The organism is Promicromonospora sp. NPDC019610 (assembly GCF_044389365.1).
Classification (GTDB): Bacteria; Actinomycetota; Actinomycetes; order Actinomycetales; family Cellulomonadaceae; genus Promicromonospora.
On record NZ_JBIRXX010000002.1, the window covers coordinates 1,400,234 to 1,416,005 of the forward strand.

Annotated in this window: 15 protein-coding genes; 4 read left to right on the forward strand and 11 right to left on the reverse strand. The window is 72.2% G+C overall.

What is annotated here, in order from left to right:
* Positions 1-49: 49 nt before the first annotated feature.
* The 4 genes from tal to pgl are packed head-to-tail and all read left to right on the forward strand — an operon-like array spanning position 50 to position 4,447.
* On the forward strand, positions 50-1,192 hold the full coding sequence (tal, locus tag ACH45N_RS17905; RefSeq protein WP_397396263.1) for a transaldolase: 1,143 nt from the start codon (positions 50-52) through the stop codon (positions 1,190-1,192).
* On the forward strand, positions 1,189-2,751 hold the full coding sequence (gene zwf, locus ACH45N_RS17910; protein ID WP_397396265.1) for a glucose-6-phosphate dehydrogenase: 1,563 nt from the start codon (positions 1,189-1,191) through the stop codon (positions 2,749-2,751). The genes tal and zwf overlap by 4 nt, the downstream gene beginning before the upstream one ends.
* A complete protein-coding gene (gene opcA / locus ACH45N_RS17915; RefSeq protein WP_397396267.1) occupies positions 2,748-3,677 on the forward strand; it encodes a glucose-6-phosphate dehydrogenase assembly protein OpcA in 930 nt (309 codons plus the stop codon). Before zwf ends, opcA begins: the two co-directional genes overlap by 4 nt.
* The gene (pgl, locus tag ACH45N_RS17920; RefSeq protein ID WP_397396269.1) at positions 3,677-4,447 is read left to right on the forward strand and encodes a 6-phosphogluconolactonase; all 771 of its coding nucleotides are present in this window, start codon (positions 3,677-3,679) and stop codon (positions 4,445-4,447) included. Before opcA ends, pgl begins: the two co-directional genes overlap by 1 nt.
* Before the next feature lie 92 nt (positions 4,448-4,539).
* Here pgl and ACH45N_RS17925 read toward each other — a convergent pair whose 3' ends face one another.
* From ACH45N_RS17925 to ACH45N_RS17975, 11 genes are all read right to left on the reverse strand, one after another.
* Entirely contained in the window at positions 4,540-4,902 is a 363-nt protein-coding gene (locus tag ACH45N_RS17925; protein ID WP_397396271.1) for an RNA polymerase-binding protein RbpA, read from the reverse strand.
* Positions 4,903-4,956: 54 nt separating this feature from the next.
* Entirely contained in the window at positions 4,957-5,199 is a 243-nt protein-coding gene (secG, locus tag ACH45N_RS17930) for a preprotein translocase subunit SecG (RefSeq protein ID WP_020014806.1), read from the reverse strand.
* Between the two features lie 314 nt (positions 5,200-5,513).
* Complete coding sequence (gene tpiA, locus ACH45N_RS17935) at positions 5,514-6,284, reverse strand: triose-phosphate isomerase (protein ID WP_397397503.1); 771 nt, start codon at positions 6,282-6,284, stop codon at positions 5,514-5,516.
* 71 nt (positions 6,285-6,355) lie between these two features.
* On the reverse strand, positions 6,356-7,555 hold the full coding sequence (locus ACH45N_RS17940) for a phosphoglycerate kinase (RefSeq protein ID WP_397396274.1): 1,200 nt from the start codon (positions 7,553-7,555) through the stop codon (positions 6,356-6,358).
* 126 nt (positions 7,556-7,681) lie between these two features.
* The gene (gene gap, locus ACH45N_RS17945) at positions 7,682-8,686 is read right to left on the reverse strand and encodes a type I glyceraldehyde-3-phosphate dehydrogenase (RefSeq protein WP_397396276.1); all 1,005 of its coding nucleotides are present in this window, start codon (positions 8,684-8,686) and stop codon (positions 7,682-7,684) included.
* Between the two features lie 272 nt (positions 8,687-8,958).
* Positions 8,959-9,939, reverse strand: coding sequence for a DNA-binding protein WhiA (whiA, locus tag ACH45N_RS17950; RefSeq protein WP_377228504.1), 981 nt, complete (start codon positions 9,937-9,939; stop codon positions 8,959-8,961).
* Between the two features lie 112 nt (positions 9,940-10,051).
* Positions 10,052-10,924 carry a DUF1684 domain-containing protein gene (locus ACH45N_RS17955; protein WP_397396278.1) on the reverse strand — a complete coding sequence of 291 codons (873 nt, stop codon included), beginning with the start codon at positions 10,922-10,924 and terminating at the stop codon, positions 10,052-10,054.
* A gap of 189 nt (positions 10,925-11,113) precedes the next feature.
* Positions 11,114-12,265, reverse strand: a complete 1,152-nt coding sequence (locus ACH45N_RS17960) for an LLM class flavin-dependent oxidoreductase (protein WP_397396280.1) — start codon at positions 12,263-12,265, stop codon at positions 11,114-11,116.
* Complete coding sequence (locus tag ACH45N_RS17965) at positions 12,265-13,386, reverse strand: LLM class flavin-dependent oxidoreductase (protein ID WP_397396282.1); 1,122 nt, start codon at positions 13,384-13,386, stop codon at positions 12,265-12,267. Before ACH45N_RS17965 ends, ACH45N_RS17960 begins: the two co-directional genes overlap by 1 nt.
* 32 nt (positions 13,387-13,418) lie before the next feature.
* Positions 13,419-14,687, reverse strand: a complete 1,269-nt coding sequence (locus ACH45N_RS17970; protein WP_397396284.1) for an LLM class flavin-dependent oxidoreductase — start codon at positions 14,685-14,687, stop codon at positions 13,419-13,421.
* A 5-nt stretch (positions 14,688-14,692) separates the two neighbouring features.
* Complete coding sequence (locus tag ACH45N_RS17975) at positions 14,693-15,706, reverse strand: ABC transporter substrate-binding protein (RefSeq protein WP_397396286.1); 1,014 nt, start codon at positions 15,704-15,706, stop codon at positions 14,693-14,695.
* Between the last annotated feature and the right edge of the window lie 66 nt (positions 15,707-15,772).

Consider the following 15,772-nt stretch of genomic DNA (forward strand, 5'->3'; position numbering starts at 1 on the left):
GCGCCGGAACACCTGGACACGAGACTGGACACGAGAAGGGAAGGGCACGATGACTGACAGCACCAGCGACAGCGGCGAGAACGTCAGCCCCACCGAGCGGCTGTCCGAGGCGGGTGTCGCCATCTGGCTCGACGACCTGTCCCGTGAGCGCCTGCGGACCGGCAACCTCGCCGAGCTCATGACCACCCGGAACGTCGTGGGCGTGACCACCAACCCCACGATCTTCGCGGCGGCCCTCGCGCACGGCGACGCCTACGCGGAGACGCTGGCCGAGCTGGCCGGGTCCGACGTGGAGTCGGCCGTGGAACGCATCACCACGGACGACGTCCGGGACGCGGCGGACGTGCTGCGCCCCGTCTACGACGCCACGGCCGCCGTGGACGGCCGCGTGTCCATCGAGGTGGACCCGCGGCTGGCCCGCGACACGGCCGCGACGGAGACCACGGCCGTCCGGCTGTGGGAGACCGTCGCGCGGCCGAACGTGATGATCAAGATCCCCGCCACGGTCGAGGGCCTGCCGGCCATCACGTCGACCCTGGCGAAGGGCATCAGCGTCAACGTGACGCTGATCTTCTCGATCGAGCGGTACCGGGCGGTCATGGACGCGTTCCTGACCGGCCTGGAGCAGGCCAAGGCGGCCGGCCACGACCTGTCCGTGATCGGCTCGGTCGCGTCGTTCTTCGTGTCCCGTGTGGACGCCGAGGTCGACAAGCGGCTGAACGCCGTCGGCACGGACGAGGCGCTCGCGCTGCGCGGCCAGGCCGCCATCGCGAACGCGCGCCTGGCCTTCGCGGCCTACGAGGAGGTCTTCTCCGGTGAGCGCTGGGCCGCCCTCGCGGCGGCCGGCGCGCAGCCGCAGCGGCCGCTGTGGGCGTCGACCGGCGTCAAGGACCCCGCCTACCGCGACACGATGTACGTCGACGAGCTGGTCGTCGCGGGCGTCGTCAACACGATGCCGGAGAAGACGCTCGACGCCTTCGCCGACCACGGCATCGTGCTGGCCGACACCGTGACCGGCTCGGGCGAGCAGGCGGCCGCGACCATCGCGGCCGTCGAGGCGCAGGGCATCTCGATGGACGAGGTGACCGCACAGCTGGAGGACGAGGGCGTGACGAAGTTCGAGGTCAGCTGGGACGAGCTCCTGACGACCACCAAGGCCGGCCTCGACGAGGCCGGGGCCGGCGAGCGGTGAGGCCGGCCAAGATCGCGCAGGGGGTCAACCCCCTGCGCGACCCTCTCGATCTACGACTGCCCCGCATCGCGGGGCCCAGCGGCCTCGTGATCTTCGGCGTGACGGGTGACCTGTCGCGCAAGAAGCTCATGCCCGCCGTCTACGACCTCGCCAACCGCGGCCTCCTGCCGCCGGGCTTCGCCCTGACGGGCTTCGCCCGGCGCGACTGGGAGGACCAGGACTTCGCGCAGGTGGTGCACGACGCCGTCAAGGAGCACGCGCGTACCCCCTTCCGGGAGGCGACGTGGCGCCAGCTCGCCGAGGGCATCCGGTTCGTCCAGGGTTCCTTCGACGACGACGAAGCGTTCGAGCGGCTGCGCGAGACCGTCGAGACGCTCGACAAGGAGCGCGGCACGGGCGGCAACCACGCGTTCTACCTGTCGGTGCCGCCGTCGGCGTTCCCGGTGGTGTGCGAGCAGCTCTCCAAGCACGGGCTGTCGCGTCCCGACAACGACGCGGACGGTGACGGCGTGCACGCCTGGCGCCGCGTGGTCATCGAGAAGCCGTTCGGGCACGACCTGGCCAGCGCCAAGGAGCTCGACGCGGTGGTCTCCAAGGTCTTCGACCCGGAGTCGGTGTTCCGCATCGATCACTACCTGGGCAAGGAGACCGTCCAGAACCTGCTGGCGCTGCGCTTCGCGAACACGATGTTCGAGCCCCTGTGGAACTCGAACTACGTGGACCACGTGCAGATCACGATGGCCGAGGACATCGGCATCGGCGGGCGTGCCGGCTACTACGACGGGATCGGCGCCGCGCGCGACGTCATCCAGAACCACCTGATCCAGCTCCTGGCGCTGGTGGCCATGGAGGAGCCCCGCAACTTCGACGCCGCCGAGCTGCGCGCCGAGAAGATCAAGGTGCTCTCGTCCGTGCGCCTGCCGCGTGACCTCGGCAAGCACACCGCCCGCGGGCAGTACGAGGCCGGCTGGCAGGGTGGCGAGGAGGTGCCGGGCTTCCTGGAGGAGGACGGCATCGCGAAGGACTCCAGCACGGAGACCTTCGCCGCGATCCGGGTGGACGTCGACAACCGCCGCTGGGCGGGCGTCCCGTTCTACCTGCGGCACGGCAAGCGCCTGGGCCGCCGCGTCACCGAGGTGGCCGTGGTCTTCAAGAAGGCCCCGCACCTCCCGTTCGAGACGTCGCTGACGTCCGAGCTCGGCAACAACGCCCTGGTCATCCGCGTGCAGCCCGACGAGGGCGTCACCATGCGGTTCGGCGCCAAGGTGCCGGGCACGGCCATGCAGGTGCGCGACGTGACGATGGACTTCGGGTACGGGCACTCGTTCACCGAGTCCTCCCCCGAGGCCTACGAGCGGCTCATCCTCGACGTGCTGCTGGGCGACCCGCCGCTGTTCCCGACGCGTGAGGAGGTCGAGCTCTCCTGGAAGATCCTCGACCCGATCACGTCCTACTGGGCACGCAAGGGCCAGCCGGAGCCGTACGCGTCCGGCACCTGGGGTCCGCCGTCGGCCGACGCCATGATGGAGCGCGACGGCAGGACCTGGAGGCGACCGTGATCATCGACATGCCGGACACGACGACCAACGACGTCAACAAGCGCCTGGTGCGCCTGCGTGACGAGGGCGGTGCGGTGGCCCTGGGCCGCGTGCTGACCCTCGTGGTGCTGGCCGACGAGCGCGACGTCGAGGAGTCGGTCGAGGCCGCCAACGACGCGAGCCGTGAGCACCCGTGCCGGGTCATCGTCGTCGCCCCGGCGACGCGCGGCACGGACGCCCGGCTCGACGCGCAGATCCGCGTGGGTGGTGACGCCGGCGCCTCCGAGGTGGTGGTGCTGCGCGCCTTCGGCCCGCTCCTGGAACGGACCGACACGCTGGTGATGCCGCTCCTGCTGCCCGACGCGCCGATCGTGGCCTGGTGGCCGCGTGAGGCGCCCGCGGTGCCGTCGCAGGACCCGGTGGGCGCCATGGCGGCCCGCCGGATCATCGACAGCACCACGGCGAAGCACCCGGAGGACATGCTCGGCAACCTCGCCGGAACGTACGCTCCCGGGGACACCGACCTCGCGTGGGCGCGCGTCACCCTGTGGCGGGCGCTCATCGCGGCCGCCGTGGAGCAGCCGCCCTTCGAGCCGGTGCTGTCGGTGACGGTCGAGGGGCAGAAGCGGCACACGTCGCTCGACCTGCTCGCGGCCTGGCTCGGCGCCCGGCTGAACGTCCCGGCCGAGGTGGTGCGCACCGCCAGCGACGACGCGATCACGCGCGTGGTGCTGGAGCGCAAGAGCGGCCCGATCGTGCTCGACCGCCCCGACGGTCGCACCGTCACGATCACCCAGCCGGGCAAGCCCGCACGCCGGATCGCCCTGCCGATCCGCGCGCTCAACGAGGCCCTGATCGAGGAGCTGCGCCGGCTCGACCCGGACGAGGTCTTCGAGGAGGTCCTCACGCGGGGTCTCGGGCACGTCACCACCCGGACGGCGGCCTGATGGCCGAGGCGTCCGGGGTGCGGCTCGTCGTCGTGCACCCCGACAAGGAGGTGCTCGCGCAGGCGACCGCCGCGCGCCTGCTGACGCGCGTCCTGGACGTGCAGTCGGTCCGTTCCCCGGTGCACGTCGTGCTCACCGGGGGCACGGTCGGCATCGCGTCGCTCGCGGCCGTGGCCGCGAGCCCGCTCGTGCCGGCGATCGACTGGTCGAACGTGCACCTGTGGTGGGGTGACGAGCGGTTCCTGCCGGACGGCGACCCGGACCGCAACGAGACGCAGGCGCGGGAGGCCCTGCTCGACGACCTGGTCGCCGAGCACGGGCTCCCCGAGGCCAACGTCCACCCGATGCCGGGGCCGACGTCGGTCGCCACGCCCGAGGAGGGCGCGGCGGCCTACGCGGCGCTGCTGGCCGAGCACGCGCAGGGCGAGGCGGGCGGCGTCCCGGCGTTCGACGTCCTGCTGCTCGGGATGGGCCCGGACGGGCACGTCGCGTCCCTGTTCCCCGGCCACGAGGGCCTGGCCGCCCCGGGCACGACGACGGGCGTGCACGGCTCGCCCAAGCCGCCGCCGGAGCGGGTCTCGCTGACGTTCGACGCGATCCGCTCCGCCCGCGAGGTGTGGGTCGTCGCGGCAGGCGCCGAGAAGGCGGACCGTGTGGCGGCGGCCCTCGCCGGCGACCCCGTCACGGAGGTGCCCGCCGTGGGCGCCGTCGGGCAGGCACGCACGCTGTGGCTGCTGGACCTGGAGTCCGCGGGCAGCACGCAGAAGTAGTCGGACACGAGAGTAGCCGGACGAAGAGAGGTGGCCACCCGGCGCGAACCGGGTGGCCACCTCTCTGCACGACTACTTCGCCGCGAAAACTCTTAGCCTGCTACGCGGCCACCACGGCGGACCCGCAGTGCCTCCAGGGCCTCCTCCAGGAGGGCCGCGCCGTCCTCGTCGGACCTGCGCTCCTTCACGTAGGCGAGGTGCGTCTTGTACGGCTCGTTCCGCACCGGGGCCGGCGGGTTCACCGGGTCCATCCCCGCGGGGAAGCCGCACCGCGGGCAGTCCCACTGCGTGGGCGCCTCGACGTCCTCGCCCACCGAGAAGCTCGGTGCCGTCTCGTGCCCGTTGGCACACCAGTAAGAAACTCGGATACGCGGGGCGGTGTCGCCCCGCTCCGTCTCCCCGAGGGGGCCGGCGCCTACCCGGCTCCCCCGAATCGCATGACCGCCTGATGCCACGTCTGTCGTCCCCTCTGTGTGTGGCCGTCAGCTGCTAGGCGCTTGGCGACCGGGTCAGCTGACCTTCTGGATGAGTCCGAGCAGGACGATCACCACGGCCCACACGAGGGCGAAGGCGATTGTGATGCGATTGAGGTTCCGCTCGGCCACGCCGGACGAACCGGCGCCCATCGAGATACCGCCACCGAACATGTCGGACAGACCGCCACCCTTGCCCTTGTGGAGCAGGATGAGCATGGTGAGAAAGCCACTGGTCAGGACCAGCAGGACTTCCAGGATGATGCGGAGCGCGTCCACGGTTCACGTCCTCGGTTGTAGATGTGCCAGGGCGATCCCCGGCGGCGGATTCGGTCAAGAATAAGCGAGACGTACCTCACATTGCGAACCCCCTGATCAGGCCTTGGAAAGCCCCGGAAAGGGAGTCGCACCTGGAACGTCACGCCCGTGTGAGGGTACCTCAGGCAGGTGGCGGGAAACGTGCTTCCTGCCCTACGTGTCAGACCCACAGGTCACGGGAGTGACCTGTGGGTCTGACACGTCAGAGAATGTGCACAGCGATCAGATCTCAGACTCTGTCCTCTGTCGCCCGAGACCGCCGCTCCGCTCCGGTCTCAGGCGACGACGTGAGACTGGTAGCGGGCGATCTTCGCGAACTCCTCGGGGTCGAGGCTCGCACCGCCCACCAGCGCGCCGTCGACGTCGGGCTGCGCCATGATCTGCGCGACGTTGCCCGACTTCACGGAGCCGCCGTACAGCACGCGGACACCCTCGGCGACCGTCTGGTCGCACAGCTCGCCGAGCACCCGGCGGATCGCGCCGCAGACCTCCTGCGCGTCCTCAGGCGTGGCGACCTCACCGGTGCCGATGGCCCAGACGGGCTCGTAGGCGATGACGATGGAGGCGACCTGCTCGGGCGCCACGTCGGCCAGGGCGGCCTCGACCTGCGCGAGCGTGTGCGAGACCTGGTTGCCCGCCTTGCGGACCTCCAGGCCCTCGCCGACGCACAGGATCGGGGTCAGGCCGTGCGCGAACGCGGCACGCACCTTGGCGTTCACGACGTCGTCGGTCTCCGCGTGGTACTCGCGGCGCTCCGAGTGGCCGATCACCACGTAGGTGCAGCCCAGCTTCTTCAGCATCGTGCCGGAGATCTCGCCCGTGTAGGCGCCGGACTCGTGCCGGGACAGGTCCTGGGCGCCGTAGACGATCTCCAGCTTGTCGGCGTCGACGAGCGTCTGCACCGAGCGCAGGTCGGTGAACGGCGGGAGGACCGCCACCTCCACCGCCGCGTAGTCGTGCTTGGCGTCCTTCAGGGTCCAGGAGAGCTTCTGGACGGTGCTGATCGCCTGCTGGTGGTCCAGGTTCATCTTCCAGTTGCCCGCCATCAGCGGCGTGCGGGTGGTAGCCACGTGCTTCTTCTTTCTGTTCAGAGGGAGGTCAGGTCGGACGGCGGGACTCAGTCGGCAAGAACCGTGAGGCCGGGGAGCTCCTTGCCCTCCAGCAGCTCCAGGCTCGCGCCGCCACCGGTCGAGATGTGGCTGAACCCGGCCTCGTCGAAGCCCAGCACGCGCACCGCGGCCGCGGAGTCGCCGCCGCCCACGATGGAGAACCCGCCGGCGGCCGTCGCATCGATGATGCCCTGCGCCACGGCCTTGGTGCCGTCCGCGAACGCCTCGAACTCGAACACGCCCATGGGGCCGTTCCACGCGATGGTCCGCGCGTCCGCCAGCTTGCTCGCGAACAGCTTGCCCGACTCGGGGCCGATGTCCAGGCCCATGGTGCCGTCCGGGATCGCGTCGGCCGCGACCACCTGGTGCGGCGCGTCGGCGGCGAACGAGTCCGCCGCGACGATGTCGACCGGCAGCACGATCTCGACGCCGTTCTCCTCGGCCGTGGCCAGGTAGCCCTTGACCGTCTCGATCTGGTCGGACTCGAGCAGGCTGTTGCCCACCGACTGACCCTTGGCCGCGAGGAACGTGAAGACCATGCCGCCGCCGATGAGCAGGCGGTCCGCCTTGGTCAGCAGGTTCGCGATGACGCCCAGCTTGTCCGACACCTTCGAGCCGCCGAGCACCACGGCGTACGGACGCTCCGGGTCGCCGGTCGCCCTCGACAGCGACCGGACCTCGTTCAGCACCAGGTCGCCCGCCGCGGCGGGCAGCACCTGCGCGATGTCGTACACGGAGGCCTGCTTGCGGTGCACCACACCGAAGCCGTCCGAGACGAACGCGTCCGCCAGCTGCGCCAGCTCACCGGCGAGCTCGGCGCGCTCTGCGTCGACCTTCGAGGTCTCGCGCGCGTCGAACCGCACGTTCTCCAGGAGCGCGACCTGGCCGTCGGCCAGCGCCTCGACCGTGGCCTTCGCCGACTCGCCCACGAGGTCCTGCGCGAGGGCGACATCCTGGCCCAGCAGCTCGCCCAGACGGGCGGCGACGGGCGCCAGGGAGTACTGCGGGTCCGGCGTGCCCTTGGGGCGCCCCAGGTGGGCCAGGACGACGACGCGCGCACCGGCGTCGGTCAGCCGCGTCAGCGTCGGGAGGGCGGCGCGGATGCGGCCGTCGTCCGTGATCTTGGTGCCGTCCAGCGGCACGTTGAAGTCGGAGCGGACCAGGACGCGCTTGCCGCGCAGGTCGCCGAGGGAGTCGATGGTCTTCATGAGCACTCCAGGTCGGGGACCGGCCGCCAGGAGAGGCCGGTCGGGGTTCCGTACATGACGACGTCCGCGCGCGCCGGCTGGCCGATGCGCACGCGGACGTCGGAGTTCACGCTGGTGAGAAAGCGGTCAGAGCTTCTCGCCGACGAACACGGTGAGGTTGACGAGGCTGTTCGAGTAGCCCCACTCGTTGTCGTACCAGGAGACGACCTTGACCTGGTTGCCGATCACCTTGGTGAGCTTCGCGTCGTAGATGCTCTGGTGCGGGTTGGTCACGATGTCCGACGACACGATCTCGTCGTCCACGTACTCCAGGACGCCCTTGAGCGGGCCCTCGGCGGCGGCCTTGACCGCGGCGTTGACCTCCTCGACGGTGACGTCGCGGGGCGCCTCGAACGTGAGGTCCGTGGCCGAGCCGGTGATGACCGGCACGCGCAGGGCGTAGCCGTCCAGCTTGCCCTTGAGCTCCGGCAGCACCAGGGCGACGGCCTTGGCGGCACCCGTGGTGGTCGGCACGATGTTCTGCGCGGCCGCGCGGGCACGACGCAGGTCCTTGTGCGGGCCGTCCTGCAGGTTCTGGTCACCCGTGTAGGCGTGGATCGTGGTCATGAGGCCACGCTCGATGCCGATCGAGTCGTTCAGGGCCTTCGCCAGCGGGGCGAGGCAGTTCGTGGTGCACGACGCGTTCGAGATGATGTGGTGCGCCGCGGCGTCGTACTGCTCGTGGTTGACACCCATGACGAAGGTCGCGTCCTCGTTCTTGGCCGGGGCCGAGATGATGACCTTCTTGGCGCCGGCGTCGATGTGCGCCTTCGCCTTGGTGGCGTCCGTGAAGAAGCCCGTGGACTCGATGACGATGTCCGCACCCAGCTCGCCCCAGGGGAGGTCGGCGGGGTTGCGCTCGGCGAGCGCGCGGATCTTCTTGCCGTCCACGATGATGTTCTCGTCGTCGAAGTCGACCGACTTGCCGAAACGGCCCAGCGTCGTGTCGTACTTGAGCAGGTGCGCGAGCGTCTTGTTGTCGGTGAGGTCGTTCACGCCCACGACCTCGATGTCCGCACCCGACTCCACGAGAGCCCGGTAGAAGTTCCTGCCGATACGGCCGAAGCCGTTGATGCCGACGCGGATGGTCACAATGCCCTCCTCAGGGGCGCCGGCCGTCCCGGCGCACACGTTTCCTTGGATCTGACGCCACTGCCGTCGATGCCCGACAGTCAGTGCGTTGCCAGGGTGTTTCCGGGCGCCGCGACCCCGCGACGACCCGAAGGGGAAACGCGATGGTCACGGCGTCGTCACCTGACGATTTCGAGCCTATACCCGAACCGTGCCGAACCGTGACCCGAGCCGGACAGCCTGGAACTCCCGGTTCTGTCCTTTCCCACAAAAACAGATCCCACGGAAACAGATCACAGATCGAGCAGGTCCGCCGACAGCCCCGCCTCGGTGTCCGGGATACCCAGCTCCAGGGCGCGCTTGTCCGCCGTCGACAACAGGCGGCGGATCCGGCCCGCCACCGCGTCCTTCGACAGCTGCGGCTCCGCCAGCCGGCCCAGCTCCTCCAGCGACGCCTGCTTGTGCGCCAGACGCAGCTCACCCGCCTGCCGCAGGTGCTCCGGCAGCTCGTCCCCCAGGATCTCGAACGCCCGCTGCACCCGCGCCCCCGCGGCCACCGCCGCCCGCGCCGACCGGCGCAGGTTCGCGTCGTCGAAGTTCGCCAGGCGGTTCGCCGTACCGCGCACCTCGCGGCGCTCGCGGCGCTCCTCCCACACCTTGAGCGTCTCGGGCGCGCCGATCCGCTCCAGCATGCGGCCGATGGAGTCGCCGTCGCGGATCACGACGCGGTCGATGCCGCGCACCTCGCGGGACTTGGCCGCCACGCCCAGGCGGCGTGCCGCGCCGACGAGCGCGAGCGCGGCCTCCGGGCCGGGACTGGTCACCTCGAGCGCCATGGACCGGCCAGGCTCGGTGAGCGAGCCGTGCGCCAGGAACGCGCCGCGCCACACGGCCTCCGCCTCCGGGACGCCGGCGGACACGACCTCGGGCGCCAGGCCGCGCACCGGGCGGCCGCGGGCGTCGAGCAGGCCGGTCTGGCGGGCGAGCGACTCGCCCTCGCGCACCACGCGCACCACGAACCGCGAGCTCTTCCGCAGGCCGCCGGCCTGCACCACGATGAGCTCGCTCGTGTGCCCGTAGAGGTCGTGGATGGCGTGCCGCAGCCGGGTCGCGGCCGCCTCGGTGTCGAGCTCAGCCTCGATCACGACCCGCCCGGAGATGATGTGGAGCCCGCCCGAGAACCGCAGCGTCGCGGAGACCTCTGCCTTACGGCACGACGTCTTCGCCACCCGCACCCGCGCGAGCTCCTCCTTGACCTGTCCCGTGAGCGCCATGGCGTCATCCTGCCATGGTCATGTGCGCGGTCACCCGGTGGAATCGCGGAAACTCGGGCGAATTGTCCCGGCGTGTCGCCTCATCGGTCGATCCGCTTGCAGAGAATCGCGCTCATCGCGGCGCCTTCTCCCCGGCGGTGACGGCGAACGGCAGGTGGTTGCCCGCCAGCGGCGCGGGGCCGGTGCCGAAGTCCGTGAACGCGTGCGGCAGGTTCACCGCCCGGTTCAGGTCCAGGCGCAGCGTGCCCGATGGCGCCGGGGCCGACCCGTCCTGCGTCGAGACCTCGACCACCCGCCACGGGGCGACGCCGTCGGCCTCGTCGCTGAACAGCACGGTGGGCGACGTGAGGGTGCCGGTCAGCGCGAGCGTGGCCGACCGGCCGCCGTGCACGACGTCGACCTCGCCGAGCACCTCGACGTGGTGCACCAGCCCGGGCCGGGCCGCCCCGACCGTGACCGGCTCGGGCTCGTCGTACCAGCGCACGGGCACGTCGAGCACCCAGGCGGGGTCGTGGTCGAACGCGGGGGCGCCCGTGAAGGCGGCGCGCGTGGCGGCCTGCGGGTCGCGCAGCCGCACGCCGTACCGGCCGGTGCGCACGATCACCTCGACGGCGACCTCGGGCGTGTCGTCCGGCCCGGCGGAGCCGGCGCGTCCCTCGGGCAGGAAGGTGCCCACGACGCGACCGCGCCCCTCGCCCACGCCGATCACCGTGGGGCCGTCGGGCTCGACGTCCTCGCCCACCAGCACCGCGGCCTCCCCCGGGACGGGCTGCGTGCGCAGCACGCCGTCGGCGACCCACCACTCGCCGGGTACCCCGGGCAGGCGCGACGGCGTCGCCGTGGGCCACAGCAGCGCCGTCAGGCTCAGCCAGCCGTACGGCTCGCGCAGCTCACGCTCCCGGTCCGCACGCCAGGCGGCGTGCTCACGAACGGCCTCCTCGGCGACGTTCGTGCCGGACGTGGCGGCCTGCAGGGCCTCGGTCATGTCATGTCCTCCCGGTCGGGGTGCCGGCGTGTGCCGGCGAGGGCCCCCACCGCACAAGACGAGCAGGGGGCCGCACTGGTTGTCCCGCACCGCGGGTGAAGTCGCGGCACGCGATAACCGACCTGCCGAATGGACATTCGATCGGTCGGGGATCGCCGCGCACGAAATTACGTCGCTCCTCCAGGAGTGTCAACGAAGCACACCGCGCCCGCCACCGGCCGGCACGCCCGACGCCGCGCGCACGGCGGGCGCGGTGAAGCCGGCCGCGCGCCGCTCGTCGCGCGGGCCCCACAGGTCGGTCGTGACCTCGGCCCTGACCAGCGGGGCCACCTCGGCGGCGAACCGGCGCAGCACGTCCTCCTGCCGGGCCGGCTCCAGCAGGTGGTTCACCGACACCGACTGCAGCACGTGCCCGAACGAGCCGTGGTAGTCGAGGATCTTCTCGGCCACGCGCTCGGGCGAGCCCACCAGCGCCGGCCCACGCTCGACGGCGTCGTCCAGCGTGCGGAAGCTGGTCACCTTGCCGACGGCGCCCGGCGCGTGCCGGCGCGCGTCCTGCTGGCGCACCTGGCCCTCGTAGATGGGCCGGTACTGCTCGACGGCCTCCTCGGTGGTGTCGGCCAGGAACAGGCCGCCCGAGCCGGCACCGACGAACCCGTACGCCGGATCGTGCCCCGCGGCCGCGTACCGCTCGCGGTACCGGTCGATGAGGACGGCGTAGTTCTCGCGCGGCTGGAGCGCGTTCGCGCTGACGATCGGGTCGCCGTGCTCGGCCGCCAGGTCGACGGCGAACTGCGACGTCGCCGAGCCGTGCCAGATGCGGAACGGCCCCGCGAACGGGCGCGGCAGGGTGGTCGCGTGCTCCAGCCGGTGCCGGTGCCGGCCCTCCCACGTGACGTCCTCGGTGGACAGCAGCAGCCGCAGCAGCTCGTAGTTCTCCCGCAGGTATTCGTACTGCTTGGCGAGGTCCAGGCCGAGCAGCGGGTACTGGAGGTCCTCGTTGCCCTTGCCGATGACGATCTCCAGCCGGCCTCGGCTGAGCTGGTCGACCGTCGCGAGGTCCTCGGCGAGCCGGATCGGGTCGTGCAGCGACAGGACCGTGACGCCCGTGGACAGCAGGATGCGGGACGTGCGGGCCGCGATCGCGCCGAGCAGCACCGTCGGGGCCGAGGACAGCACCGGGCCGGCGTGCCGCTCCCCCACCGCGAAGGAGTCGAAGCCGAGCTCCTCGGCGAGCACCGCGGTGTCCACGATCCGGTTCAGCCGGTCGGCGGGCGGCACCTCCATGCCCGTGACGGGGTGGGGCGGGTTGAACGCGATGTCCAGGACCTGGAAGCGCATCAGGCCGCCGTGCTCTCGGCGGCCGCCGCCGCCCGGTCGCGCTCGGCCACACCCTCCTGGACCAGCGGGATGACGTACCGGCCGAAGTCGACGGCATCGTCCAGCAGGTCGTAGCCGCGGGCCGAGACGACCCGCACGCCCAGGTCGTAGTACGCCAGCAGCGCCTCCGCGACCTGCTCCGGCGTGCCGACCAGCGCGTTGGAGTTCCCGGCGCCGCCGGTCGCCCTCGCGGTGGCGGTCCACAGCGCGGTGTCGAACCGCTCGCCCTGGGCCGCGATCTCCAGCAGGCGCTGGGACCCCGCGTTCTCCGGCTTGTCGATCGGGTGCCGCCGGCTCAGCACGCCGCCCTGGGCCGCCTTGCGCGCCTCGATCCGGTCCAGGATGCGGTGCGCCTTCTCCCAGGCCAGCTCCTCGGTGGGCGCGATGATGGGCCGGAACGCCGCGTGGATGCGCGGCGGCGTCGCCCGGCCCGCCGCGGCCGCCTCGGCGTGCACCCGGGCGATCTGCTCGGCGGTACGGTCCAGCGGCTCGCCCCAGACGGCGTAGATGTCGGCCTCCGCGGCGCCCACCGGGTAGGCGGCCTCGGACGAGCCACCGAACGAGATGGTGGGCACGTGGCCCTCGACCGGCTTCACGTCGAGCACGAAGTCGTCGAGGTCGTAGAACTCGCCGTGGTGGTCGAACGGCTCCGCGCTGGTCCACGCCCGCTTCACGATCTGGATGTACTCGCGGGTGCGGGCGTACCGCTGGTCCTTGGTGAGGGTGTCGCCCTCGCGGCCCTGCTCGTGGTCGTTGCCGCCCGAGATGAAGTGCACGGACAGCCGCCCGCCCGAGAGCTGGTCCAGGGTCGCGAACGTCTTCGCGGCGTACGTCGGGTAGGAGACGTTGGGCCGGTGCGCCAGCAGCAGCTCGAGGTCGGGCACGTGGGCGGCCACGTGGGTGGCGAGCGCCGCCGGCTCCGGGCCGGAGGAGCCGTAGGCGAACAGGACGCGGGTCCAGCCGTTGTCCGCATGGGCGCGGGCGATCCGGACCAGGTAGTCCGGGTCGAAGGGCGCGGTGGTGCGGGCGGTGGTCTCGGAGGCGTCGCTGGTCGCGGCGATGCCGAGGAACTCGACGGGCATGAGGGTTCTCCTTCGTTCGGTCGGGTACGGCGTCAGACGCCGCTGGCCACGCGTCCGGTGTCCGGGGCGGCGGTGGTCGGGACAGGGGTGGTCGGGTCGGCGGCGCCCCAGGCGTGGGCCAGCAGCTCGAACGAGCGGCGCGTCTCGGCGGGGTCGTGGGTGGCGGTGGTCACGAGCAGCTCGTCGGCGCCGGTGACGCGCACGAGCGTCTCGAGGCGTTCGACGACGGTCTCCGGGTCGCCCACGATCCGCGTGTCGACCCGGTCGGCCACCAGCGCGCGCTCGGCGTCGGGCCGGTCGGTCCAGGCGGTGGCGGCGGACGGCGACGGATAGGCGATGGCACCGCGCTCGCCGCGCCGGATGGACAGCACCCAGTCGGCGAACGGTTCGGCGAGCACGCGGGCGCGTTCGAGGGTCTGCGCGACGAGCACGTCGGCCGACACGATGACGTAGGGCTCCTCCAGCACGCCGGGCCGGAACGCCTCCCGGTAGGCGGCCACGGTGTCCAGCACCGTGGCCGGGCTGACGTGGAAGTTGGCCGCCAGCGGCAGGCCGAGTTCGCCCGCCACCCGGGCGCTCTCGCCCCCGCTGGACGCGAGGAGCCACAGGTCGAACTGCGCCCCCTCGACGGGCGGGCTCGTGTAGGCGCCGCCGTTCCGGTCCCGGTAGGTGCCGCGCCGGACGTCGAGCACGAGCTCGACCTCCTCGCGGAAGTCGGCGGGCTTGCGCTGCACGCCGATCACCTCCTGCTGGGCGAGGATCCGCTCGCGCAGCGCGGGGTCGTTGAACCCGTTGGGCGGCGCGGGCGGCACGTACAGCCCGTCGACGAGCCGGGGTGCGGCGGGCGCCGGCGGCCGGGCCTGCGGCACGACGCCGCCGTCCGGCCGCGTGCCGTCCGGCCGCGTGCTGTCGCCGTCCGGGCGGGCCGACGGCGGCACCGTGAACGAGCGGCCCAGCCCCAGGTCGACCCGCCCGGGGTGCAGGGCCGCGATGGTGCCGAACTGCTCGGCGGCGATCAGGGGCGACGTCGTGGACAGCAGCACCGCCCCGGAGCCGACGCGGATGCGCGAGGTGCGGGCCGCGACGGCGGCCGCGAGGACCGCCGGGGACGCCGAGGCGACGCCCGGCGCGAGGTGGTGCTCGGCGTACCAGACGCGGTGGTAGCCCAGGGCGTCGAGGTCGGTCGCGAGCGCCACGGCCCGCTGGATCGCCTCGACGCCGGTGGAGCCGTCGGCGACGAGGGCGAGGTCGAGCACGGACAGGGGCACGCGGGTGGTGCGGGTGGTGATCGGTTCGGTCATGCGGCTCACTCCTCCGTCTTGGGCAGGCCGGGCGGGTTGGTCTCGGCGCGGTCCACGGCCTCGGCCTCGAGACCCCAGCGCTCCAGCACCTGCTGGTAGGAGCCGTCCTCGATGGTGTGGTTGAGGGCGGCCGTGACCGCCTCGGCGGCGCCCGCGCCCTTCTTGGTGGCGACGGCGATCTGGGCCGTGTCGGGCCAGCCGCCGTTCAGGGTGCCGACCACCTTGAAGTCCTCCGGGGACACCGCGGCCTGGTAGGCGAGCACGGCGTTCGGCCCGACGTAGGCCTCGACGCGGCCCGACTGGAGGGCGAGCAGCACGTCGGAGAGCTGCTCGTAGTACTCGGGGCCCTGGATGGGCTCCAGGCCGTCCTCCTGGTTGAGGCGGTCCCACTCGAGCAGGATCTTCTCCTGGTTGGTCCCGGAGCCGACGCCGACGACCTTGCCCGCGATGTCCTCGCGCTTCTCGATCGTCAGGTCGGAGTCGGCGGCCGTGAGCCAGCCGAGCTCGTCGACGCGGTAGCTGGAGAAGTCGATGGTCTCCTTGCGCTCCTCGGTCACGGTGATGTTGGAGATGACGGCGTCGACGTCGCCCGACTGGAGGGCGAGCGGCCAGTCGGCCCAGGCCTTCACCTCCAGGTTCACGTCCTTGCCGAGGGCGTCGGCGACGAGCTGCGCGATGTCCGTCTCGTGGCCGATCGGCGTCTTGTCGTCGTCGGCGAGGAAGACCAGGGGCGGGGAGCCGCTCGCGCTGACGGCGACGGTGATCTCGTCCTTGTCGGCCCACTCGTCGGGCAGCAGCGCGACGGCCTCGGCGGACTCGGTGGTGCGGACGCGGTCCTGGTCGGGACTGGTGCTGACCTGCAGGCCGGCCGACTCGGGCGCGTTCCCGGCGAGGCCGGCGGCGTCGTCCGCCTCGGGGCGCTCGGTGCTGGCGGCCGAGCAGGCAGCGGTGAGGGCGAGCAGCGGCACGGCGGCCAGGGCGAGCAGACGGGTGCGGACGGCTCGTCGGGAGACGGTCACGGTGGTTCCTCTCGGGGCGGTTCCCGGGGCGGTTCCCGGGGCGGTTTCCGGGGCGGTTTCCGGGGC